Origin of the sequence: Psychrobacter sp. GP33, assembly GCF_014119005.1 — a bacterium.
In the GTDB taxonomy this organism is placed as follows: domain Bacteria; phylum Pseudomonadota; class Gammaproteobacteria; order Pseudomonadales; family Moraxellaceae; genus Psychrobacter.
In genome coordinates, this window is the sequence record NZ_JACGYX010000001.1 from 322,745 (window position 1) to 339,757 (window position 17,013).

The 17,013-nt window shown below is 40.5% G+C and carries 15 protein-coding genes; 4 read left to right on the forward strand and 11 right to left on the reverse strand.

Features of this window, described 5'->3' with window-relative positions; genetic code table 11:
• Positions 1–11 precede the first annotated feature (11 nt).
• The 4 genes from H2245_RS01420 to queC form a co-directional block, all read right to left on the reverse strand.
• A complete protein-coding gene (locus H2245_RS01420; protein WP_182405274.1) occupies positions 12–1,535 on the reverse strand; it encodes a dihydrolipoyl dehydrogenase in 1,524 nt (507 codons plus the stop codon).
• A 34-nt stretch (positions 1,536–1,569) separates the two neighbouring features.
• Positions 1,570–2,073, reverse strand: a complete 504-nt coding sequence (locus H2245_RS01425) for a peroxiredoxin (protein ID WP_182405276.1) — start codon at positions 2,071–2,073, stop codon at positions 1,570–1,572.
• A gap of 319 nt (positions 2,074–2,392) precedes the next feature.
• Positions 2,393–2,722: a hypothetical protein gene (locus tag H2245_RS01430; protein ID WP_182405278.1), complete on the reverse strand. Its 330-nt coding sequence runs from the start codon at positions 2,720–2,722 to the stop codon at positions 2,393–2,395.
• 337 nt (positions 2,723–3,059) lie between these two features.
• Positions 3,060–3,800: a 7-cyano-7-deazaguanine synthase QueC gene (gene queC / locus H2245_RS01435; protein WP_182405280.1), complete on the reverse strand. Its 741-nt coding sequence runs from the start codon at positions 3,798–3,800 to the stop codon at positions 3,060–3,062.
• A 332-nt stretch (positions 3,801–4,132) separates the two neighbouring features.
• On the opposite strand from queC, the gene ttcA reads away from it, so the two are divergent.
• Positions 4,133–5,308, forward strand: a complete 1,176-nt coding sequence (gene ttcA / locus H2245_RS01440; protein ID WP_182405282.1) for a tRNA 2-thiocytidine(32) synthetase TtcA — start codon at positions 4,133–4,135, stop codon at positions 5,306–5,308.
• 110 nt (positions 5,309–5,418) lie between these two features.
• Here ttcA and H2245_RS01445 read toward each other — a convergent pair whose 3' ends face one another.
• The 6 genes from H2245_RS01445 to ccoN form a co-directional block, all read right to left on the reverse strand.
• Positions 5,419–6,006, reverse strand: a complete 588-nt coding sequence (locus H2245_RS01445; protein WP_182405285.1) for a FixH family protein — start codon at positions 6,004–6,006, stop codon at positions 5,419–5,421.
• Positions 6,007–6,238: 232 nt separating this feature from the next.
• Positions 6,239–7,648, reverse strand: a complete 1,410-nt coding sequence (gene ccoG / locus H2245_RS01450) for a cytochrome c oxidase accessory protein CcoG (protein ID WP_182405287.1) — start codon at positions 7,646–7,648, stop codon at positions 6,239–6,241.
• 532 nt (positions 7,649–8,180) lie between these two features.
• Positions 8,181–9,326: a cytochrome-c oxidase, cbb3-type subunit III gene (ccoP, locus tag H2245_RS01455; RefSeq protein ID WP_182405289.1), complete on the reverse strand. Its 1,146-nt coding sequence runs from the start codon at positions 9,324–9,326 to the stop codon at positions 8,181–8,183.
• The gene (locus H2245_RS01460) at positions 9,323–9,505 is read right to left on the reverse strand and encodes a cbb3-type cytochrome c oxidase subunit 3 (RefSeq protein WP_182405291.1); all 183 of its coding nucleotides are present in this window, start codon (positions 9,503–9,505) and stop codon (positions 9,323–9,325) included. The genes ccoP and H2245_RS01460 overlap by 4 nt, the downstream gene beginning before the upstream one ends.
• On the reverse strand, positions 9,505–10,143 hold the full coding sequence (gene ccoO, locus H2245_RS01465; RefSeq protein WP_182405293.1) for a cytochrome-c oxidase, cbb3-type subunit II: 639 nt from the start codon (positions 10,141–10,143) through the stop codon (positions 9,505–9,507). The genes H2245_RS01460 and ccoO overlap by 1 nt, the downstream gene beginning before the upstream one ends.
• 9 nt (positions 10,144–10,152) lie before the next feature.
• Positions 10,153–11,634 carry a cytochrome-c oxidase, cbb3-type subunit I gene (ccoN, locus tag H2245_RS01470; RefSeq protein WP_182405295.1) on the reverse strand — a complete coding sequence of 494 codons (1,482 nt, stop codon included), beginning with the start codon at positions 11,632–11,634 and terminating at the stop codon, positions 10,153–10,155.
• A gap of 1,273 nt (positions 11,635–12,907) precedes the next feature.
• Here ccoN and H2245_RS01475 point away from each other — a divergent pair.
• On the forward strand, positions 12,908–13,297 hold the full coding sequence (locus H2245_RS01475) for an SCP2 sterol-binding domain-containing protein (protein WP_182405297.1): 390 nt from the start codon (positions 12,908–12,910) through the stop codon (positions 13,295–13,297).
• 164 nt (positions 13,298–13,461) lie between these two features.
• Here H2245_RS01475 and H2245_RS01480 read toward each other — a convergent pair whose 3' ends face one another.
• On the reverse strand, positions 13,462–14,442 hold the full coding sequence (locus tag H2245_RS01480) for a hypothetical protein (RefSeq protein WP_182405299.1): 981 nt from the start codon (positions 14,440–14,442) through the stop codon (positions 13,462–13,464).
• Positions 14,443–14,931: 489 nt separating this feature from the next.
• Here H2245_RS01480 and H2245_RS01485 point away from each other — a divergent pair, with 489 nt between their 5' ends.
• Positions 14,932–16,170: a lipoprotein-releasing ABC transporter permease subunit gene (locus tag H2245_RS01485; RefSeq protein WP_182405301.1), complete on the forward strand. Its 1,239-nt coding sequence runs from the start codon at positions 14,932–14,934 to the stop codon at positions 16,168–16,170.
• Positions 16,171–16,297: 127 nt separating this feature from the next.
• The gene (gene lolD / locus H2245_RS01490; protein ID WP_182405303.1) at positions 16,298–16,978 is read left to right on the forward strand and encodes a lipoprotein-releasing ABC transporter ATP-binding protein LolD; all 681 of its coding nucleotides are present in this window, start codon (positions 16,298–16,300) and stop codon (positions 16,976–16,978) included.
• Positions 16,979–17,013: the final 35 nt, after the last annotated feature.

Genomic DNA, 17,013 nt, shown 5'->3' on the forward strand with positions numbered 1-17,013 from the left:
TCAGCACTTAACTAAAAGCTATCTTGTTCGGTTTTCTGATTTTGGTAAGGAATAGACATCTGCTCTTGCACATCGCGTAAGGCAGTGCGTAGACCTTCTAAGATGGTTGGATGATAAAATGGCGTATCAAGTAATTCTTTAATACTTAAGCTGTTTGTAATAGCGACGGCTAAGATATGAGCAATATACTCGGCATCAGGTCCGACCATACTTGCGCCTAAAATTTTATCCGTCTGTTTGCAGCCATAAATATGTAATAAACCACAGTTAACGCCCATGACGCGGCTGCGCCCTTGGTTGTCAAAACTTACTTTGCCAATCACATACTCGCGCTCTGATTCTTCGATTTCAGGACGTGTCATACCAACATTAATAATTTGTGGCTCACAAAAGACAATAGATAACGGTATCGCAGGCGGACGTATATAAGCGTCTATATTATTCGTGCAAACTGAGCTACCAGCACCGAAGCCTTCATCACTTGCGACATGAAGTAGAGGAATATGTGCATTAGCATCACCAATAATATAAACTTCTAGGTCACCAATCTGCCCAGTATTTATATCTAAATCCTGTGGACGGTTTTTATCATCTAAGCTAACACCTAAGTTCTCTATACCCAATTGGTCAATCGTGTTGTGTCGTCCAGTAGCGACCAGAACATAATCACCTTGCCACTCACGTGTATGTCCATCACTACCTATATAGTGAATAAAGGCTACTGACTGCGCCGTACCTTCCTTATCTGCTTCAAGCTGATCAGTGTCAACTTTAAGCCGCGAGCCAACACCTTCAATCTTACTATTCAGCTTCATTGTCAGTTCTGAGCCTAAGCAAGCAATCGCTTTGGTATTGATAGCGTCATCTTTTAGTCCTGCAACCCGATTGGTGCGGTTAAATAACGTAACGACAACGCCCAAACGGCTAAAAGCTTGCGCCAGCTCTAACCCAATTGAACCTGCACCGATAACCGCCATTGAATTTGGCAAGTCGGTCAGCTCAAATACCGTGTCTGAAGTGAGTAATCTATCTCCAAGTTTTTCTGTCCAGCCATCAGGAATGAAAGGCGTACTACCGGTAGCAATAATAATTTTATCGGCTTTAATAAGCTCATTATTAACCTCGATAATGCCATTTTGGTTAATGTGCGCACGACCTGATATTTTTTTATCTTCAGGCCAACTATCGACTTGCTGTTCGAGGAAACCGGCAAAACGGTTGCGCTCAGCTTGCACCCTTGCCATGACTTGCTTACCGTCTATTTTTACGTCGGCATAAATACCAAATGCTTCAGAATCCTTAGCTTCATGAGCGCGGTTAGCGGCAGCAATCAGTAATTTACTTGGCATACAACCAACGGTGGCACAAGTAGTGGTCCAAAATCCATCATTGATAATTACAATATTATTGGTGGTTTTGCTGGCTTGACGAAAGGCGTTTTGTCCTGCCGTACCTGCACCAATGATGGCAACATCGACATGACGGGTGCTTTGATCCGAGTTGCTATGTGAGTTGTTATCCAAATTTATAGTCATAATAATCTCTAATGATGGATTTTGTTCAAAAAAGTTATGATGTAGGCGTTAATGTGCTTAATAAACGATCAGTGTATCCAGCAGCGCGTAGATTGCGCTGGGCATGGGTCAATACGCCGTTCTTATCAAAAACAAAAACGGAACGTACCAAGCCTAGCGTGGTCTTGCCATACATGTTTTTTTCTTGAATAACATCAAAATGCTTACACAGTTTTTCATCACTATCACTAATGAGCGGTATTTGAAGCTCATATTTAGCCAAGAACTTTTTATGCGAGTCAATGCTATCGCGTGAAACCCCAACGATATCATAACCTAAGCTATCAAACGCATTGATATTGGCGGTAAAATCAGTCGCTTGGGTGGTACAGCCCGGCGTATCATCTTTTGGATAAAAATAGAGAATCAGTCCTTTGCTCGTGTGCGCTACCATCTCTGTTAAGCTCAAATCATCATGAATAAAGTTGCCATCCAGCTCACGAACCATAGTTACTGGGAAATTTGGTAATGCAATTACTTCAGTTGTCGGCTTTGCCATTATTAAATCCTTTTTAGTTTTTATGTCTATAAGATAGTTATTTATGAGGTTGGTGTTTATAAGATAGATTTCATAAATTGAAAAACAGTCATCACCAATTAGTCTTACATTTTGGTCGTTTATTGGCAACTACTAACCAAAAAAAAGACTGACAAGTGCCAGTCTTTTGATAGTAGCGATTATATATTTCGGCTCATTAGAGTAAATAAGTTCTTTAGGGATAACGCTATAATCATAACTCGCTTTAATCACACAGCTTTGAGCTATAAAGCCTTGAATTATAAAGCCAAAATATTAAAGCACTGCTTTTAAAGTAAGGTTACGCAGGTTTTTGTGGCTTCTTAAGGTTCAGACCAACCGTGCACTGCTGTAAGTCTTTTTGCATTCTTTTCACGTAAGGCAAGCTAGAAGGGTCTTTTTTGCTTTGTGCGTAGCTCTCAATTTCCCACATCTGACCAATAGTCATTTGGCTACGTACGCCAATGGTGCAGTTACATAGCTTTGTCGCCGTGCTCTTATCAGCAACTTTGTATTTTACCGCACCATTAACACAGTTGTTAATATTGTCTTGTTTAATGTCTACAGCGTTGGCTTGTGGCATCACCATCATACCAATAAAAGCTAATGGTAAAAGTTTTAACAGCTTCATAAATATTCTCTCAAAGGCCGTATCAATAAATCTAAATATATTGAAGAAGTAACCAGACTAAAGGGTAAGTAAATAAAAAATGTAAATAATAAACGATTATAAAAGCAATCGGCTACACGATAACAACTATTTTTGCCAAAAAATACTATGCGCTTGCTGTATTGATGCAAGCGAATGTTACGCATATGTTTAAATATATGTAAGTTATACTTATTTAACAGGTCATTAATCTGTCGTTACTCTACGAATCAGGATGCATAGCTCTACTAAATAGACGTCTTAATCAGGTTCATAAGCAAAAAAAGTCATAAGTGAACGATAAAACCGCTGTTTATCTTTAAGCTTGATAATGAGTAGGGTCAGCAACACCTACTTGAGCAAAGCCTTGACGTCGTAGTGCGCAGCTATCACATACACCGCATGCGCGACCTTCTGCATCGGCTTGATAACAAGAAATCGTCTGACCGTAATCCACGCCAAGCGATAAGCCAAGCTCAATCGTTTGCGCTTTTGATAGTTGCTGTAGTGGTGTTTGAATACTTAAATGATGACCGGTTACGCCCGCTTTGGTTGCCAAATTCGCCATATGTTGAAAGGCAGCAATATATTCAGGACGACAATCCGGATAGCCTGAGTAATCCACTGAGCTGACGCCAATGATAATATGGTTGGAGTCGGTCACTTCTGCCACTGCCAGCGCATATGATAAAAAGATGGTATTACGTGCCGGTACGTAAGTGTTGGGAATGGCATCGTTATCGATTTCATCGCGTTTTTTATTCGGGAATTTATCAATGTCGCCGTCAGGGACAATCATACTATGGTCAGTGAGCGATGAGCCGCCAAGCTGAGCGATATCAATATCAATGATACGATGGTTGACACCTGCCGCATCGGCAATGGCTTTTGCTGCCACCAGCTCGCTATTGTGACGTTGCCCATAATTAAAGCTGAGCGCAGTGACGGCAGCATAACGCGCCTTTGCCCAATAAAGACAAGTAACAGAATCAAGCCCACCGGATAACAGCACAACGGCATTTTGAGCATTATAAATAGGAGCAGAGGTAGCGTTAGTCATAGTTAAGTCTATTATAATTAAGAATAAGAGTGAGGATTAAGAAAGACGGCTATCTTATCAAAATTCACGCCATTACAAAACCGTGACTTTATAATGCTATCAAAAATGGATGAAAACCATAATCGGCAACGCTGAAAATCATTAACACTTAATATGCAAAATAAGTGTCCGTAACGTGACATAAAGCAACCAGCGACATCGTTCACTTAGTTTTTCAATCTACGAGTAAATTTTGTTATAATATTGGCTGTATTTACCCTTTTTTACCTTGTATTTTGCGTAGTAAGATATCTTTAGCGCAACCCTTTTATTGTCTAGACAACGAGTAATTTATGACCCCAGCCACCTTGTTTACGCCCAATGCCGCGCACCAAGCTGCCGCTTCTACCGACATTGATTTTCATAACGAGTTTGACAAGGTATCAGATTTTTTACCAACAGAAAATTATGATAACGTTGATGACGACAATGATGACGATGGCGAACAAGATGAGTTAGGCGCTGCAAAAGATAATTATGTGCCTGGTTTTGAACAAGCAGCTATAGACTCCGCTCAGTTACGCAGACTACAAAAAAGGCTGCGCAAGCAAGTATCATGGGCGATTCGTGATTTTAATATGATTGAAGACGGCGATGTGGTCATGGTCTGTGTATCTGGGGGCAAAGACAGCTATACCTTGCTTGATATTTTGCTACAGTTAAAGCGTGCGGCTCCCATTCAGTTTGACATAGTAGCGGTCAATTTGGATCAAAAACAGCCCGGTTACCCTGAAGATATCTTGCCCGCTTACCTTAACGAGCAAGGCATTGCCCATTATATTTTAGAAAAAGACACTTATAGCATTGTTAAAAGCGTGGTACCAGAAGGTAAAACCTATTGCTCAGCTTGTTCACGATTGCGCCGTGGTTCGCTGTATGGCTTTGCAAAACAAATTGGTGCGACTAAAATAGCTTTGGGTCATCATCGTGATGATATGCTTGCAACCTTCTTTTTAAATCTTTTTCATGGTGGCGCGCTCAAATCTATGCCACCAAAGCTACTGAGTGATGATAAGCAAAATATGCTGATTCGTCCACTTGCTTATGTTGAAGAAAAAGACATTATTGAGTATGCGCGCTTAAAGCAATTTCCGATTATTCCATGTAATTTATGTGGCAGCCAAACCAATCTTCAACGCGCCATTATTAACGACATGCTAAGAGAATGGGACAATGCGCATCCGCAACGTTTAGCCTCTATTTTTAAAGCCATGCAAAATGTTGCACCGTCGCAATTGGCTGATCGGGAATTGTTTGACTTTGAGCGATTGACATTAGAGCGTGACGATGAAGAGCGCTTGTTTGAAGGGGATAATATTCAAGCAGGGCAGACAGACAGTTTGGCTGAAATCGGCTTACCCGTTGCACCGCAAACCCGAACCTTTAATCCTAAATTTGCTAAACAGCCAGCTAGCGTATCTAATAAAATGCTAAATCAAAAAATCCCAACTATTAATCCAGTTATTTAAGCTATTTATAGAGCTATTTATTAAAAATTAATCGTCATCAAAAAAGCCAGCTAATAATAGCTGGCTTTTTTACGTTCAATGAGTCGAAATAGTATTTTTAAAAATAGAGATTAGCTTTTTCCAAATACCTGTAAAGGATTAAAGCTTACTTCTGGGCGTGGTAGTTTTGCCACGTCCTTCATGCGCCAATCGCTTTTGCCAGCGTGGCTGACCTGTAGGTAATACTTGGCTTTCACTTCATCTAATTTTACTTGCGCGCTATATTTATTGCCGCTTTGATGTTTCAAGACCACATCGCGATCTTTATGCACATCCGTTGCATGAGAAATAGAGAGGTCTAAGGTGTCAGGGTAAGTTAAAATATCTCCATTGAGCAATTTACCCGTTTTTAAACTTTGCTCGGGATAATTTAAATAAAACGTCACTTCACCGGTTGGTGAGAACTGCATCTTACCGTGCAAATCTAAATCATAGGTCAGCTTATCACGACCAACATCATGGTATAGCGTTTTACCGTCCATATACCAATCGTCACGTACCACGCTATCACGGATTTGATAGGAATAATACACGAACCAGATACAGGCAATCACTACAAAAGCTGGCATGCCGATGACAAAAACCACTACCATATAGTTTTTATACCAAGGCTGACGGTCTTGCTGTTTAAAATCTGAGGACTGAATGGGTTGAGACATAAGAGACCTATTTAACCTATGGATATAAAGATCACTATTTAGTATAGCGACTCTAACCATTATTAATAACTGTAATTGTGATAACAGTTACTTAAATAACGAAAATTAAATAACTGAACTCATATTTATAATTTGTATAATCAGCGCTTAGTATAGCGTGATTAATATGGCATAGCAGCGACTAAGTACTTGATAATAAGTACTTAGCCTACTGACTTTGCGTTTTGAAGACTTACTGACCTTGAGTGGTAAAGATATTTTGCTTGCTGACCTTATACTTACCATCTTCACTAACTACATTTAAAGTAACCGCTGTTTGACCTTCAGTAATGGTATCAGGATCGCCATAGATACTAACGGGCATATCAAAGCTTTCACCTGGCTCTAGTGGCACATCATTGAAGCGCAGTTGTAAACTTAAGCCCTTTTGTGGCGCTAAGGTGATTTTATACGTGTGAGGGTCTTGAGTCTTATTGGTTAATTTAACGATATAACTATTTTCAATCATACCTTGCGCATTTAGCGATGATAACTGGTTACGATCGCGACGAATATCTATCTCTAGCGGTACGCGGTCGTTCAAAGCATATATAACCCCGCCACACAACACGGTCAATAAGGTCAGATAAGCAAATAAACGTGGACTGAATACTCGAGTTGCTTCTTTTTCTGCTAATTGACGTTCTGTTGTATAACGAATAAGACCGCGAGGATAACCGACTTTATCCATTACCTCATTACAAGCGTCCACACAAGCAGCGCACTGAATACAAGCAACTTGCAAGCCATCACGAATATCAATCCCAGTAGGGCAGACCTGTACACACATTAGACATTCAATACAATCTCCTAAATTTTCAGGATTGGTACCTTTTTTGCGCGTACCACGTGGCTCACCGCGTTCGTAATCGTAAGAGACAACCAGCGTATCTTTATCAAACATCACACTTTGGAAGCGACCATAAGGACAGATTTGAATACACATCTGCTCACGCATGTAGCCGGCATTAACGTAGGTCGAAAATGCAAAGATAAATATTGAAACCCATATCCACGTTGACCAATCAGGAAACGGAATAAAGCCTATCATCTGCCAACTGTTATATAACGCGTCTGTTCCCGATACATAACTGACGAAAGTAGTCGCAGTGATCATCGAGAATACAAACCAAATAAAATAAACCAAAAAGCGCTTAAAAGCTTTGGTCGCGCTCATCGGCTCTTTATCGAACTTAATACGTTTGTTACGGTCGCCAATCACTAGTTTTTCAACATATTGAAACATATGCGTCCAAATAGTTTGTGGACACGCATAGCCACACCAAACGCGCCCTGCATATACGGTCACCATAAATAGCGTAAATGCAGCAATCAGTGCAAACGCAGCAATAAAATAAAAATCTTGCGTTAAAAAGGTCATCCCAAAAATATAATAATGCTGTGATGGAACATCAAACCAAATAGCCTGCCGACCATTATATCGCAGCCAAGGTAAAATCAGAAAAAGTGCCAAAAATGCATACATACTGATAACACGTATGTTTTGATAAAAGCCAGTAATAAAACGGGGGTGAATACGTTTTTTAGTGGCGTTAAGATCGACCTCAATAACAGGAATTCGATTAGGTTGTGGTGCTGACATAAACTTGCCTCTTTAAAAAAAGAATCAGTCTGCTGGCATGGGTAACAAACATCTATGTTAAAGATAAGATGAAGGAGATTATACTGTTATCAATGTCAGTAAGTAATAAAGTCCTAAATAAATAGAACATTACGACGAACGAATGAAAGATTATAAATAATGAGAATTATAGATCATTATTCTAACATTCCCTTTAATATAAGTGGGGGAATAATCCATAAAAACAATGTCGATATTAAGACTAATATAAAAGCGAAGCTTATATTCTGCCTAGCTTAAAGCTAGTATGCATTGAAATGAGAATGATTATAAACTCTTGTCTATTATTAATGTATATTGTATATCTGATTACTCTGGCTTATTAATTATTTGAATAAATAAGATCAGAAAATTAAGCATTAAAAACCAATAATGACCGAAATATTAATAGCTTTTATAAAAAAAATTACTAAAAATCAGCCATTAAAAAAGGAGCACTGTAATGACAGTCCTCCTTGTTATAACGCATCACGTTTCAATAAATTAAGCTATCTTAATTAGCAGAAGCTGCTACTGGAGCTTGCACAGTTTTAGGGGCTGCAGTTGCAGACACTTTCACCGCTGCTGTATTACGATCTGACAACGAATATACATAAGCGGCAAGAAGCATAATACGCTCATTACCCAGCTTTGATTCCCATTGTGGCATTACGCCAGCACGACCATAGCGCAGAGTATCACGAACCGTTTCACGCTCACCGCCATACAACCAAACGTTATCGGTTAGGTTAGGGGCACCAGCTGATATCATACCTTTACCATCTTTACCATGACAAAGTGCGCAGTTCTGATCAAAGATAGCTGCACCTTGGTTAACAAGGATTTTATCCAGCTCGCCATTGCTCTTACTACCATTGCTAGAAGATAACGACAGCACATATTCAGATGCTGCACGTACACCATCTTCACCGATCTGATCACGCCATGCAGGCATACCGCCCACACGTCCCTTGTGCAATGTGGCTAAGATATGGTCAGCTTCACCGCCATATAACCAGTCATTGTCAGTCAAGTTAGGATAGCCTGTGGCGCCTTTAGCATTAGAGCCATGACAAACCGAACAGTTCTGTAAAAACAGACGACTACCAACTTTCAATGCATTTGGATTTTCAGCCAGTTTTTGCACGTAAGGTGCTAGTTCTGCGGTGGCTTCATCAATCTTCGTTTGTAAGTCCGCAGGTGGCGTTTCACTACGACGCAGGGTCGCTTGCATATCAGATAAGCTCGCTAGCGTTTTGGTTGCGCCACTTGCACCAGCTTGTGCAAGAATACTTTTCTCAAAGTTGTCAGTGAATACCTTGTTGTTCTTTTCAAGATCACTGTTTAACTCGTTATGAGACGTCCAGGGTACGGTTTCACCATCCACTTGTACGGTCGAAATGCCATCCCAATATTTTGGAAACATAGCAGGAAAGAATATCCAGTAAGCTATTCCCCAAACGATAGAACCAAAAAAGATAACTAACCACCATTTTGGTAAAGGCTTATCGTACTCTCGGATACCGTCGTATTCATGACCTGTCGTACCATCTTCTGCTACTTCTGGCTTAAACTTTAACACCATCAATAAAACGCCAAGGATGAAAAGCCAACATCCAAAACTTAAGATGGTAATCCAAGAACTCCAAAAAAATGTCATTGTTCATCCTTATTGCGCTGCTCTTCGGACAAAGATTCAATGTCTTTGTCATCAAGCGCAAGTTGTGCATCTTCTTCGAAGCGTTTTTTGTTTTTTGGCGAATACGCCCACCATGCAACACCTACGAAGGCAATAAAGGCAGAAACGGTCGCAATTGTTTGTAATTCACCAATACCCATTAGCGCTGTCCTTCCATAGCAGTACCTAGCTGTTGCAAATAGGCAACCAGAGCATCAAGCTCGGTAGCACCAAGCACAGCATCAGGTGCCCCTTCGATATCTTCATCAGTGTAAGGTACACCGAATCGATCACGGAATAGACGCATTTTTTCCTGCACATTCGTACCGTTTACTTCATTTTTGGCTAACCAAGGAAAACCTGGCATTACCGACTCAGGTACAAGAGAACGAGGTGCGATAAGATGTTGTTTTTGCCAATCTTCAGAATAGCGACCGCCAACACGTGCTAAATCAGGACCAGTACGTTTTGACCCCCATAAGAATGGGTGATCCCACGTCGACTCAGCAGCCCGCGAATAAGGTCCATAACGCTCAACTTCTGCACGTAATGGACGCACCATTTGGGTATGGCAGACGTGACAACCTTCACGGATATAAATATCACGACCTTCAAATTCAAGTGCAGTCCAAGGCTCCATAGCAGGTAGGGGAGCATTCACCCCACCTTCTTCAGGACCTTTATTGTCATATATTAGCGGTACAATCTCAACGAGCGTTGCAAAGCTAATAGCGATAACGATACCGATGACCAACAAGCCTGTATTTTTTTCAATAATTTCATGCGGTGTACCAGCCATGATCGTTCCTTATACTTTAGCTGTCGAGATTTGATCGACACTAGGTTCATGATCAGTTGGATCAGCAATATCTACAGGCTTACCTTCTGGCATTTTGAGCGTTTTATAAACGTTATATGCCATAACAAACATACCTGATACATAAAGCAGACCACCAAACGCACGACCAATATATGGGAAATGCGAGAACTCAACGGTATCAACGAAGCTGTATACCAAAGTACCATCTGGGTTCGTCGCTAGCCACATCATGCCTTGGCCAATACCTGAAATCCACATAGATACGATATAGAAAATGGTACCTGCTGTTGCTAGCCAGAAATGCGTCGTGATCAAGCTAATAGAGTACATTTTTGGCTTGTTATAAATACGTGGTAATAGCACATACAATGAACCAATAGTAATCATACCAACCCAGCCAAGCGCACCTGAGTGTACGTGACCTACTGTCCAGTCGGTATTATGCGATAACGCGTTGACCGTCTTAATAGACATCATTGGACCTTCAAACGTCGACATGGCATAGAATGACAAGGCAACGATCATAAAGCGAATGATAGGATCCGTACGCAATTTATCCCAGCTGCCTGACAAGGTTAAGACACCATTAATCATGCCGCCCCAAGAAGGTGCGAATAGGATAATAGAGAATACCATTGCTAAAGACTGTGTCCAATCTGGAAGCGCTGAATAGTGTAAATGGTGACCACCAGCCCACATGTATGAAGCAATCAATGCCCAAAAGTGAACGATAGACAAGCGATAAGAATAGATAGGACGACCAATCTGTACTGGAACGAAGTAATACATCATTCCTAAGAATGCTGCTGTAAGATAAAAACCTACCGCGTTATGACCGTACCACCACTGTACCATTGCATCCGTTGCACCGCCAAATAGCGAATACGACTTAAATGCGCTGACAGGAATTGCCATACTGTTAACAATATGTAGTAAGGCAATGGTAATAATAAAGGCAGCAAAAAACCAGTTAGCCACATAAATATGCGAGGTTTTACGCTTGATTAATGTACCGAAGAACACAATGGCATAAGAAATCCATACCAATGCAATCAAGATGTCAATCGGCCACTCAAGCTCAGCGTATTCTTTAGTTGAGGTCAAACCTAACGGTAGTGTAATGACAGCAGATACGATGACCGCCTGCCAACCCCAAAAGGTAAACCATGCTAAATACGGAGCAAATAACCGCGTCTTACAGGTACGCTGAACGATGTAATAAGACGTTGCAAATAAGGCACTACCACCAAACGCGAAAATAACCGCATTGGTATGCAGTGGTCTTAGACGACTAAATGTGATCCAGGGAATGTCAAAATTAAGTGCTGGCCATGCCAGCTGTGATGCGATGAAAACACCGATACCCATACCGACGATGCCCCATACTACGGCCATAATCGTAAAGAATCGTATGATGGTGATTTCATATTCACGATCAACTGGGGCGACTGCTGTGTTTTGTAAACTCATTGGATGATTCCTTTACAGCCCGAATTATCAGGAGTATTAACTCATGCTAACGTCTGACCTCATCACTACCACAAACGGTATTAACCAACAACTTAGATAACTTATTATCAGCTGTTGCTGATAGGCAAGCGTCATTAACGAGGGCGCGTGCAGCTAAGCGGGGATAGTATAATCAATACCATAGTTAAGTGACTAAATGATTAACTAAAAGAGCATTCTCTTTTAGAGCAGCGACTATCTATTCATAATGACTGGTTATATTTTTCATAATGCTGTGCTCTCTGTGAAAAAATACGTTTTACAGCATCACCTGATTTCAAATAGATAGAAGTGCATGCTATGACTGACAAAAGCATGTTTACGTAATGTTTAGTTAAAACTGCCGATTCTATTTAAGGTATTGTAACGCAATATTAAGCAAATATCATTAGAACTCTGCGCTAAAATACAAACTCTTTGGTAAAAACATGATTTTAAAACATAGGTTATTTGACAAATTTATTGCTTGTAAACCTTTGTTTTTACCGGAAAAAATATTAAAAGCTATAAACACTAAGAAGCATTTATTCTAAGGGTGGTGTTAAGGCTCATCATCGAGCGCATATCACCCTACCATTACTCACTAACATAACGTTAACAATATAATTAACTTCATAATACGCCTATCCAATAGAGAAGTTAAGATTTAAATACAGATTAATCCTTAACAACACATTAAAAACGAGAGGAGTTATGAAGGTTTGACGGATACATTAATAGGATAAATGTGGCATGGGAGTTATGATAGCAAAAAATCGCAACATATCAACACAATATAAAGGGGATTACACAGATAAGCGCAATAAGGTAATTTTATCAGTCACTAAGGAGACTAAAGGTTGTTGAATTAAAAGATTACTAAGGTTTAAGACAATACTTTGATGAAAACGTATTTAAGTCTGAACTTTCAAAATTGATACTGTAATCAAGTCTATACTAATAACCATGCTATTCATTCACACTAAATTTGTTACACTTTCGCAAATAATGATGATTATAGGTTTTACTTCTTTTAAAAGCGCGCCATAATAAGACTGATTTATATCGACTGTCTCTTTTCATCTGACAGTAATTGGTTGGAATGTTAATTGGTTAGAGTAAATGTGGTAGCCGGTATTTATGACAAGTAAACTATAAATAACTTTTTATACGCTATATAACACTAAGGATGTCATAACCGTTAGTAAAAGCTGAGCGGGGCATTTAAAGTGTAATATTTATTAGGGATAGTATTATGTTGGATTTTTTATCAGACCCTTGGTTTGAACAAGTGGAACAGTTTGGTCAAGAAGCCGGTGAATTGAATTTGCCACCTGCATTGGCGGATATGGTGATTAATCTTAAAGTTGCTGATAGTGACCAAGATATTGAAGCCAATTTTGCTAACGGCTATTTGCATCGCGGATTGAATGACAAGGCGACCACTACCTTGCTATTGGATCGTGAATTATTACAATCTATCATCACTGATTTTGATATGAATGAGATTATGGGCGCCTTTATGGGTGGCAGCATTCGTGTTGAGGGCGATATGTCACAACTAATGGCATTGCAAACAGCACGTCCAAGCACCGAGCAAAAAGAGCTGTTTAAACGTATTCGCTCAGAGACTAATATGGGTTAATGCTGCTCATGATAAATGGTAAGTACGTTTATTATTGATAAAAACATAACTCATAAAGCTGTATTGTAATTATAGATAATGTAATCATAAAAAAGCCCCTAAATCATTTAGGGGCTTTTTTACTGGGAACAGGATCATTGTTATCACTTAAAGAGCAATATATTCTAGCTGGCTTTCGACTGGTTTAGCGATTGGGCTGCTGTTTGATTCTCTTTGTAAATAGCTGCTTGGAGCCAAATATTGGCTTGCACGTAGTCATGGACTTGGATGGCTTCTGTGCCAGCGTGTTTCATTGCGCCAATACGTACTACGAATGGGGTGGCACTTTGTTCACGTAAAATCACTACGTCAAATAAAATTACCGTCTTACCATTAAATGAGGTTTCTTGTTTACCCAGTACCTGACCTTGGCACCATGCTTCGTCTTCTTGACCTAATGCATCACCGAATAAATAGGCACACATATGACCGAGGTTTATTTCTACCGGTTGCTTTTGTGCTTCGGTTGTCGGTTGCCACTGCTTGATTTGTTCCTGCAGATCGTCCGGAAGTTGTCCGTCATTTGCAGCCACAATGTCGTTAAAGGCGCGGTGATAACGAATGGCTTCAGGGTCTTCTACCATGATGACTTCGTTTTGTTCACTCAAGGTGATTTCATGTGCCCACCCGCTAAAATTCACAAAATAATCAGTACCTTGTTGGTAAAGGTGACGGTTAGCCGTATACAGCTGATCAAAAGCATAAATAATACTGCCATCTGCGGTGCGCATACGAAGCACTGCATCGTTGGTATTTTCATTCACAATCATACGCTCGATGCGGCAGGTCAGACCATAAGGACCATCAACGCAAGGATAGGCATTAATAAAACACTCAGGCTTACCATCTTTCATGGCAAGGACTTGATTGATATGGCAAGGCTGATCTTCTGATAATAATAAGCAGGTATCATTCGAGCTGACATTGCCGTTGAGACCTTTTGGCATTGCTGCTTGCTCAATCATTTTTTGTAGCCATTCTGGCACGTCATTACTCATATCGTCGGTCAAAATACGCCAATGATCAGCATGACCGGCAGACTGTTCATCCGTTAAGACAACTTTGGTAGGAAATTGGATATTTTTATATTGATAATTAATAGTCATGAAAATACTCAAAATTAGGTCAGCTATGATGCTTGAGAGTTTAGTGATTATATTCTTAACTATTATACAATGCGTAAGTATCCAGCAATAATCAGCTGAATATTGACTCTTGTGACAAGTTATTCGCCTAAAAATGGCGTTATATAATCAAGATAACGGTAGCAAACAGTCATGATGGGTGAATGATAATGATCCCTAGTCTATAATATATAGGTATAGACATGCGTAATAGCAAGCCTCTCACAAAAAATAATAACAAAGCCTAGCCTTTTGAGGGAAAATACGCGCAGTTTTTATAAGTGAATAAATGAATGAATGGCACATGGTGAACAATTTGTGTCAAACTGTCCTCCTTTTGCCAGTCTCGTTATATAAAAAATAAGACAAATAACACGACTGTTTAACATCAAGTCTGTCTAAAACCATATGGGTTAGTGTCGACTTACGCATGACATCGCGCTGCCCATAGATAAGATAAAGAGTTTGAATATGTTTCGTCCTTTAGCATTATTTATCGGATTACGATATACCAGAGCAGAGCGCAGTAACCGCTTTATCTCTTTTATATCGCTCATCTCGATGATAGGTTTGACCCTTGGGGTTGCAGTATTAATCACTGTTCTATCAGTAATGAATGGTTTTGATCGTGAGCTTAAAACCCGTATTTTAGGCATGGTGCCGCAAGCAACGGTTACGGCAACTGAAGTTATCGGTGACTGGGAAGCCTTGGCTGATAAGATTAAGACTGAAGACCCACAAGTAGTGGCAGTAGCCCCTTTTATTCAGTTGCAAGGGATGTTGACATCTAACGGTCAAGTTGCTGGGATTATGGTCACTGGCGTAGATCCAAAATACGAAAAAAACGTCTCCATTATCAATGAACACATGACTGAAGGCAGTATTGATACCCTAAAAAGTGGCGACTTTAGCATTGTGCTCGGTGAAGAGATGGTGCAGTCCCTTGGTCTGACTATCGGTGATAAAGTCACCTTGGTGTTGCCAGAAGCGTCGCCATCGCCAGCAGGGGTTATACCACGCTTTAAGCGTTTTACTTTAACCGGTATCTTTAGCATCAGCCCAGAAGTGGATAGCATCATGGCATTTATTCCGATGAATGATGCCGCCAAGCTGTTGCGATTGCCATCTGGGGCGCAAGGCATTCGCATGAAGCTTAATGATATATTTACAGCACCGATAGCCGCACAAAAAGCAGCAGCGATTGCGCCGGATCAGCTCTATCCCAACGATTGGACGCAAACCCATGGCAATCTATTTGGCGCGATTCAAATGGAAAAAGCGATGGTTGGCTTGTTGCTGTTCTTAATTATTCTGGTTGCTGCGTTTAATATCGTCTCAAGTTTGGTGATGCTGGTCACTGACAAAAAAGCCGATATTGCTATTTTAAAAACCTTTGGTGCGTCACCGCGCTTGATTACGCAAGTGTTTATGGTACAAGGCGTGGTTATTGGAGTGATTGGAACGGTTGCTGGCACGATATTGGGTGTCATATTCGCGCTAACCATCAGTGATATTTTGGGCTTTATCAATCAAAGCTTTGGTTTGCATTTATTTGATGCTTATTTTATTAATTATTTACCCTCGCAGTTGCGCTTGGTGGATGTGGCGTTAATTACTGGTGCCTCATTTGTATTGAGTTTCTTAGCGACTATTTATCCGGCACGCCGCGCTGCTAAGATACAACCAGCACAAACCTTGCGCTATGAGTAATAACTATTAATAAGTGATAGCGCCGTTTTTATAATAAAAAATCTGCGTTAGTACTTACTAATTACCCATGCCACTTAAGCTTAAATGCTTATTCCAGCTGTTATTAAGTAAGAACAAAGGATACGCTATGTCTGCCATATTAAAGGCGAGCAATATAAGTAAAATATATGATGAAGGCGCGGTGCGCACGCAAGTATTGACCGGGTTAGATATGACGGTGAATGCGGGTGAACGTATTGCGATTGTCGGTACCAGTGGTTCAGGAAAGAGTACCTTGCTACATTTACTCGGTGGGCTTGATACGCCAACCAGTGGCGAGGTGTGGCTACATGGTCAACTGTTAAATAGCATGAATGAGACAGAACGTGGCGCGATGCGTAATAAGCATTTGGGCTTTATTTATCAATTTCACCATTTATTGGCTGAGTTCACTGCTATTGAAAACGTCGCGATGCCATTATTGATGCGTCCAAAGGTCTCAACGACTGAAGCACGCCAACAAGCAATAGATATTTTAACCAGTGTTGGTCTTGAGCATCGTTTGGCGCACAGGCCTGGAGAACTGTCGGGCGGTGAGCGTCAACGTGTAGCAATTGCGCGGGCGTTGGTAACTAAACCGTCGCTGATTTTAGCGGATGAGCCAACGGGAAATTTGGATTATGACAATGCGCAAAGCGTATTTGGGTTGTTATCCGAGTTACAAAGTACCATGCAAACTGCACTATTGATGGTTACCCATGACCGTAATCTGGCAGCGCTTGCCGATCGGCAATTACTGCTACGCAATGGACATTGGGAAGAGTATTAGCCGAAAGTTTATCAGTTATCATGTATATTGATGTA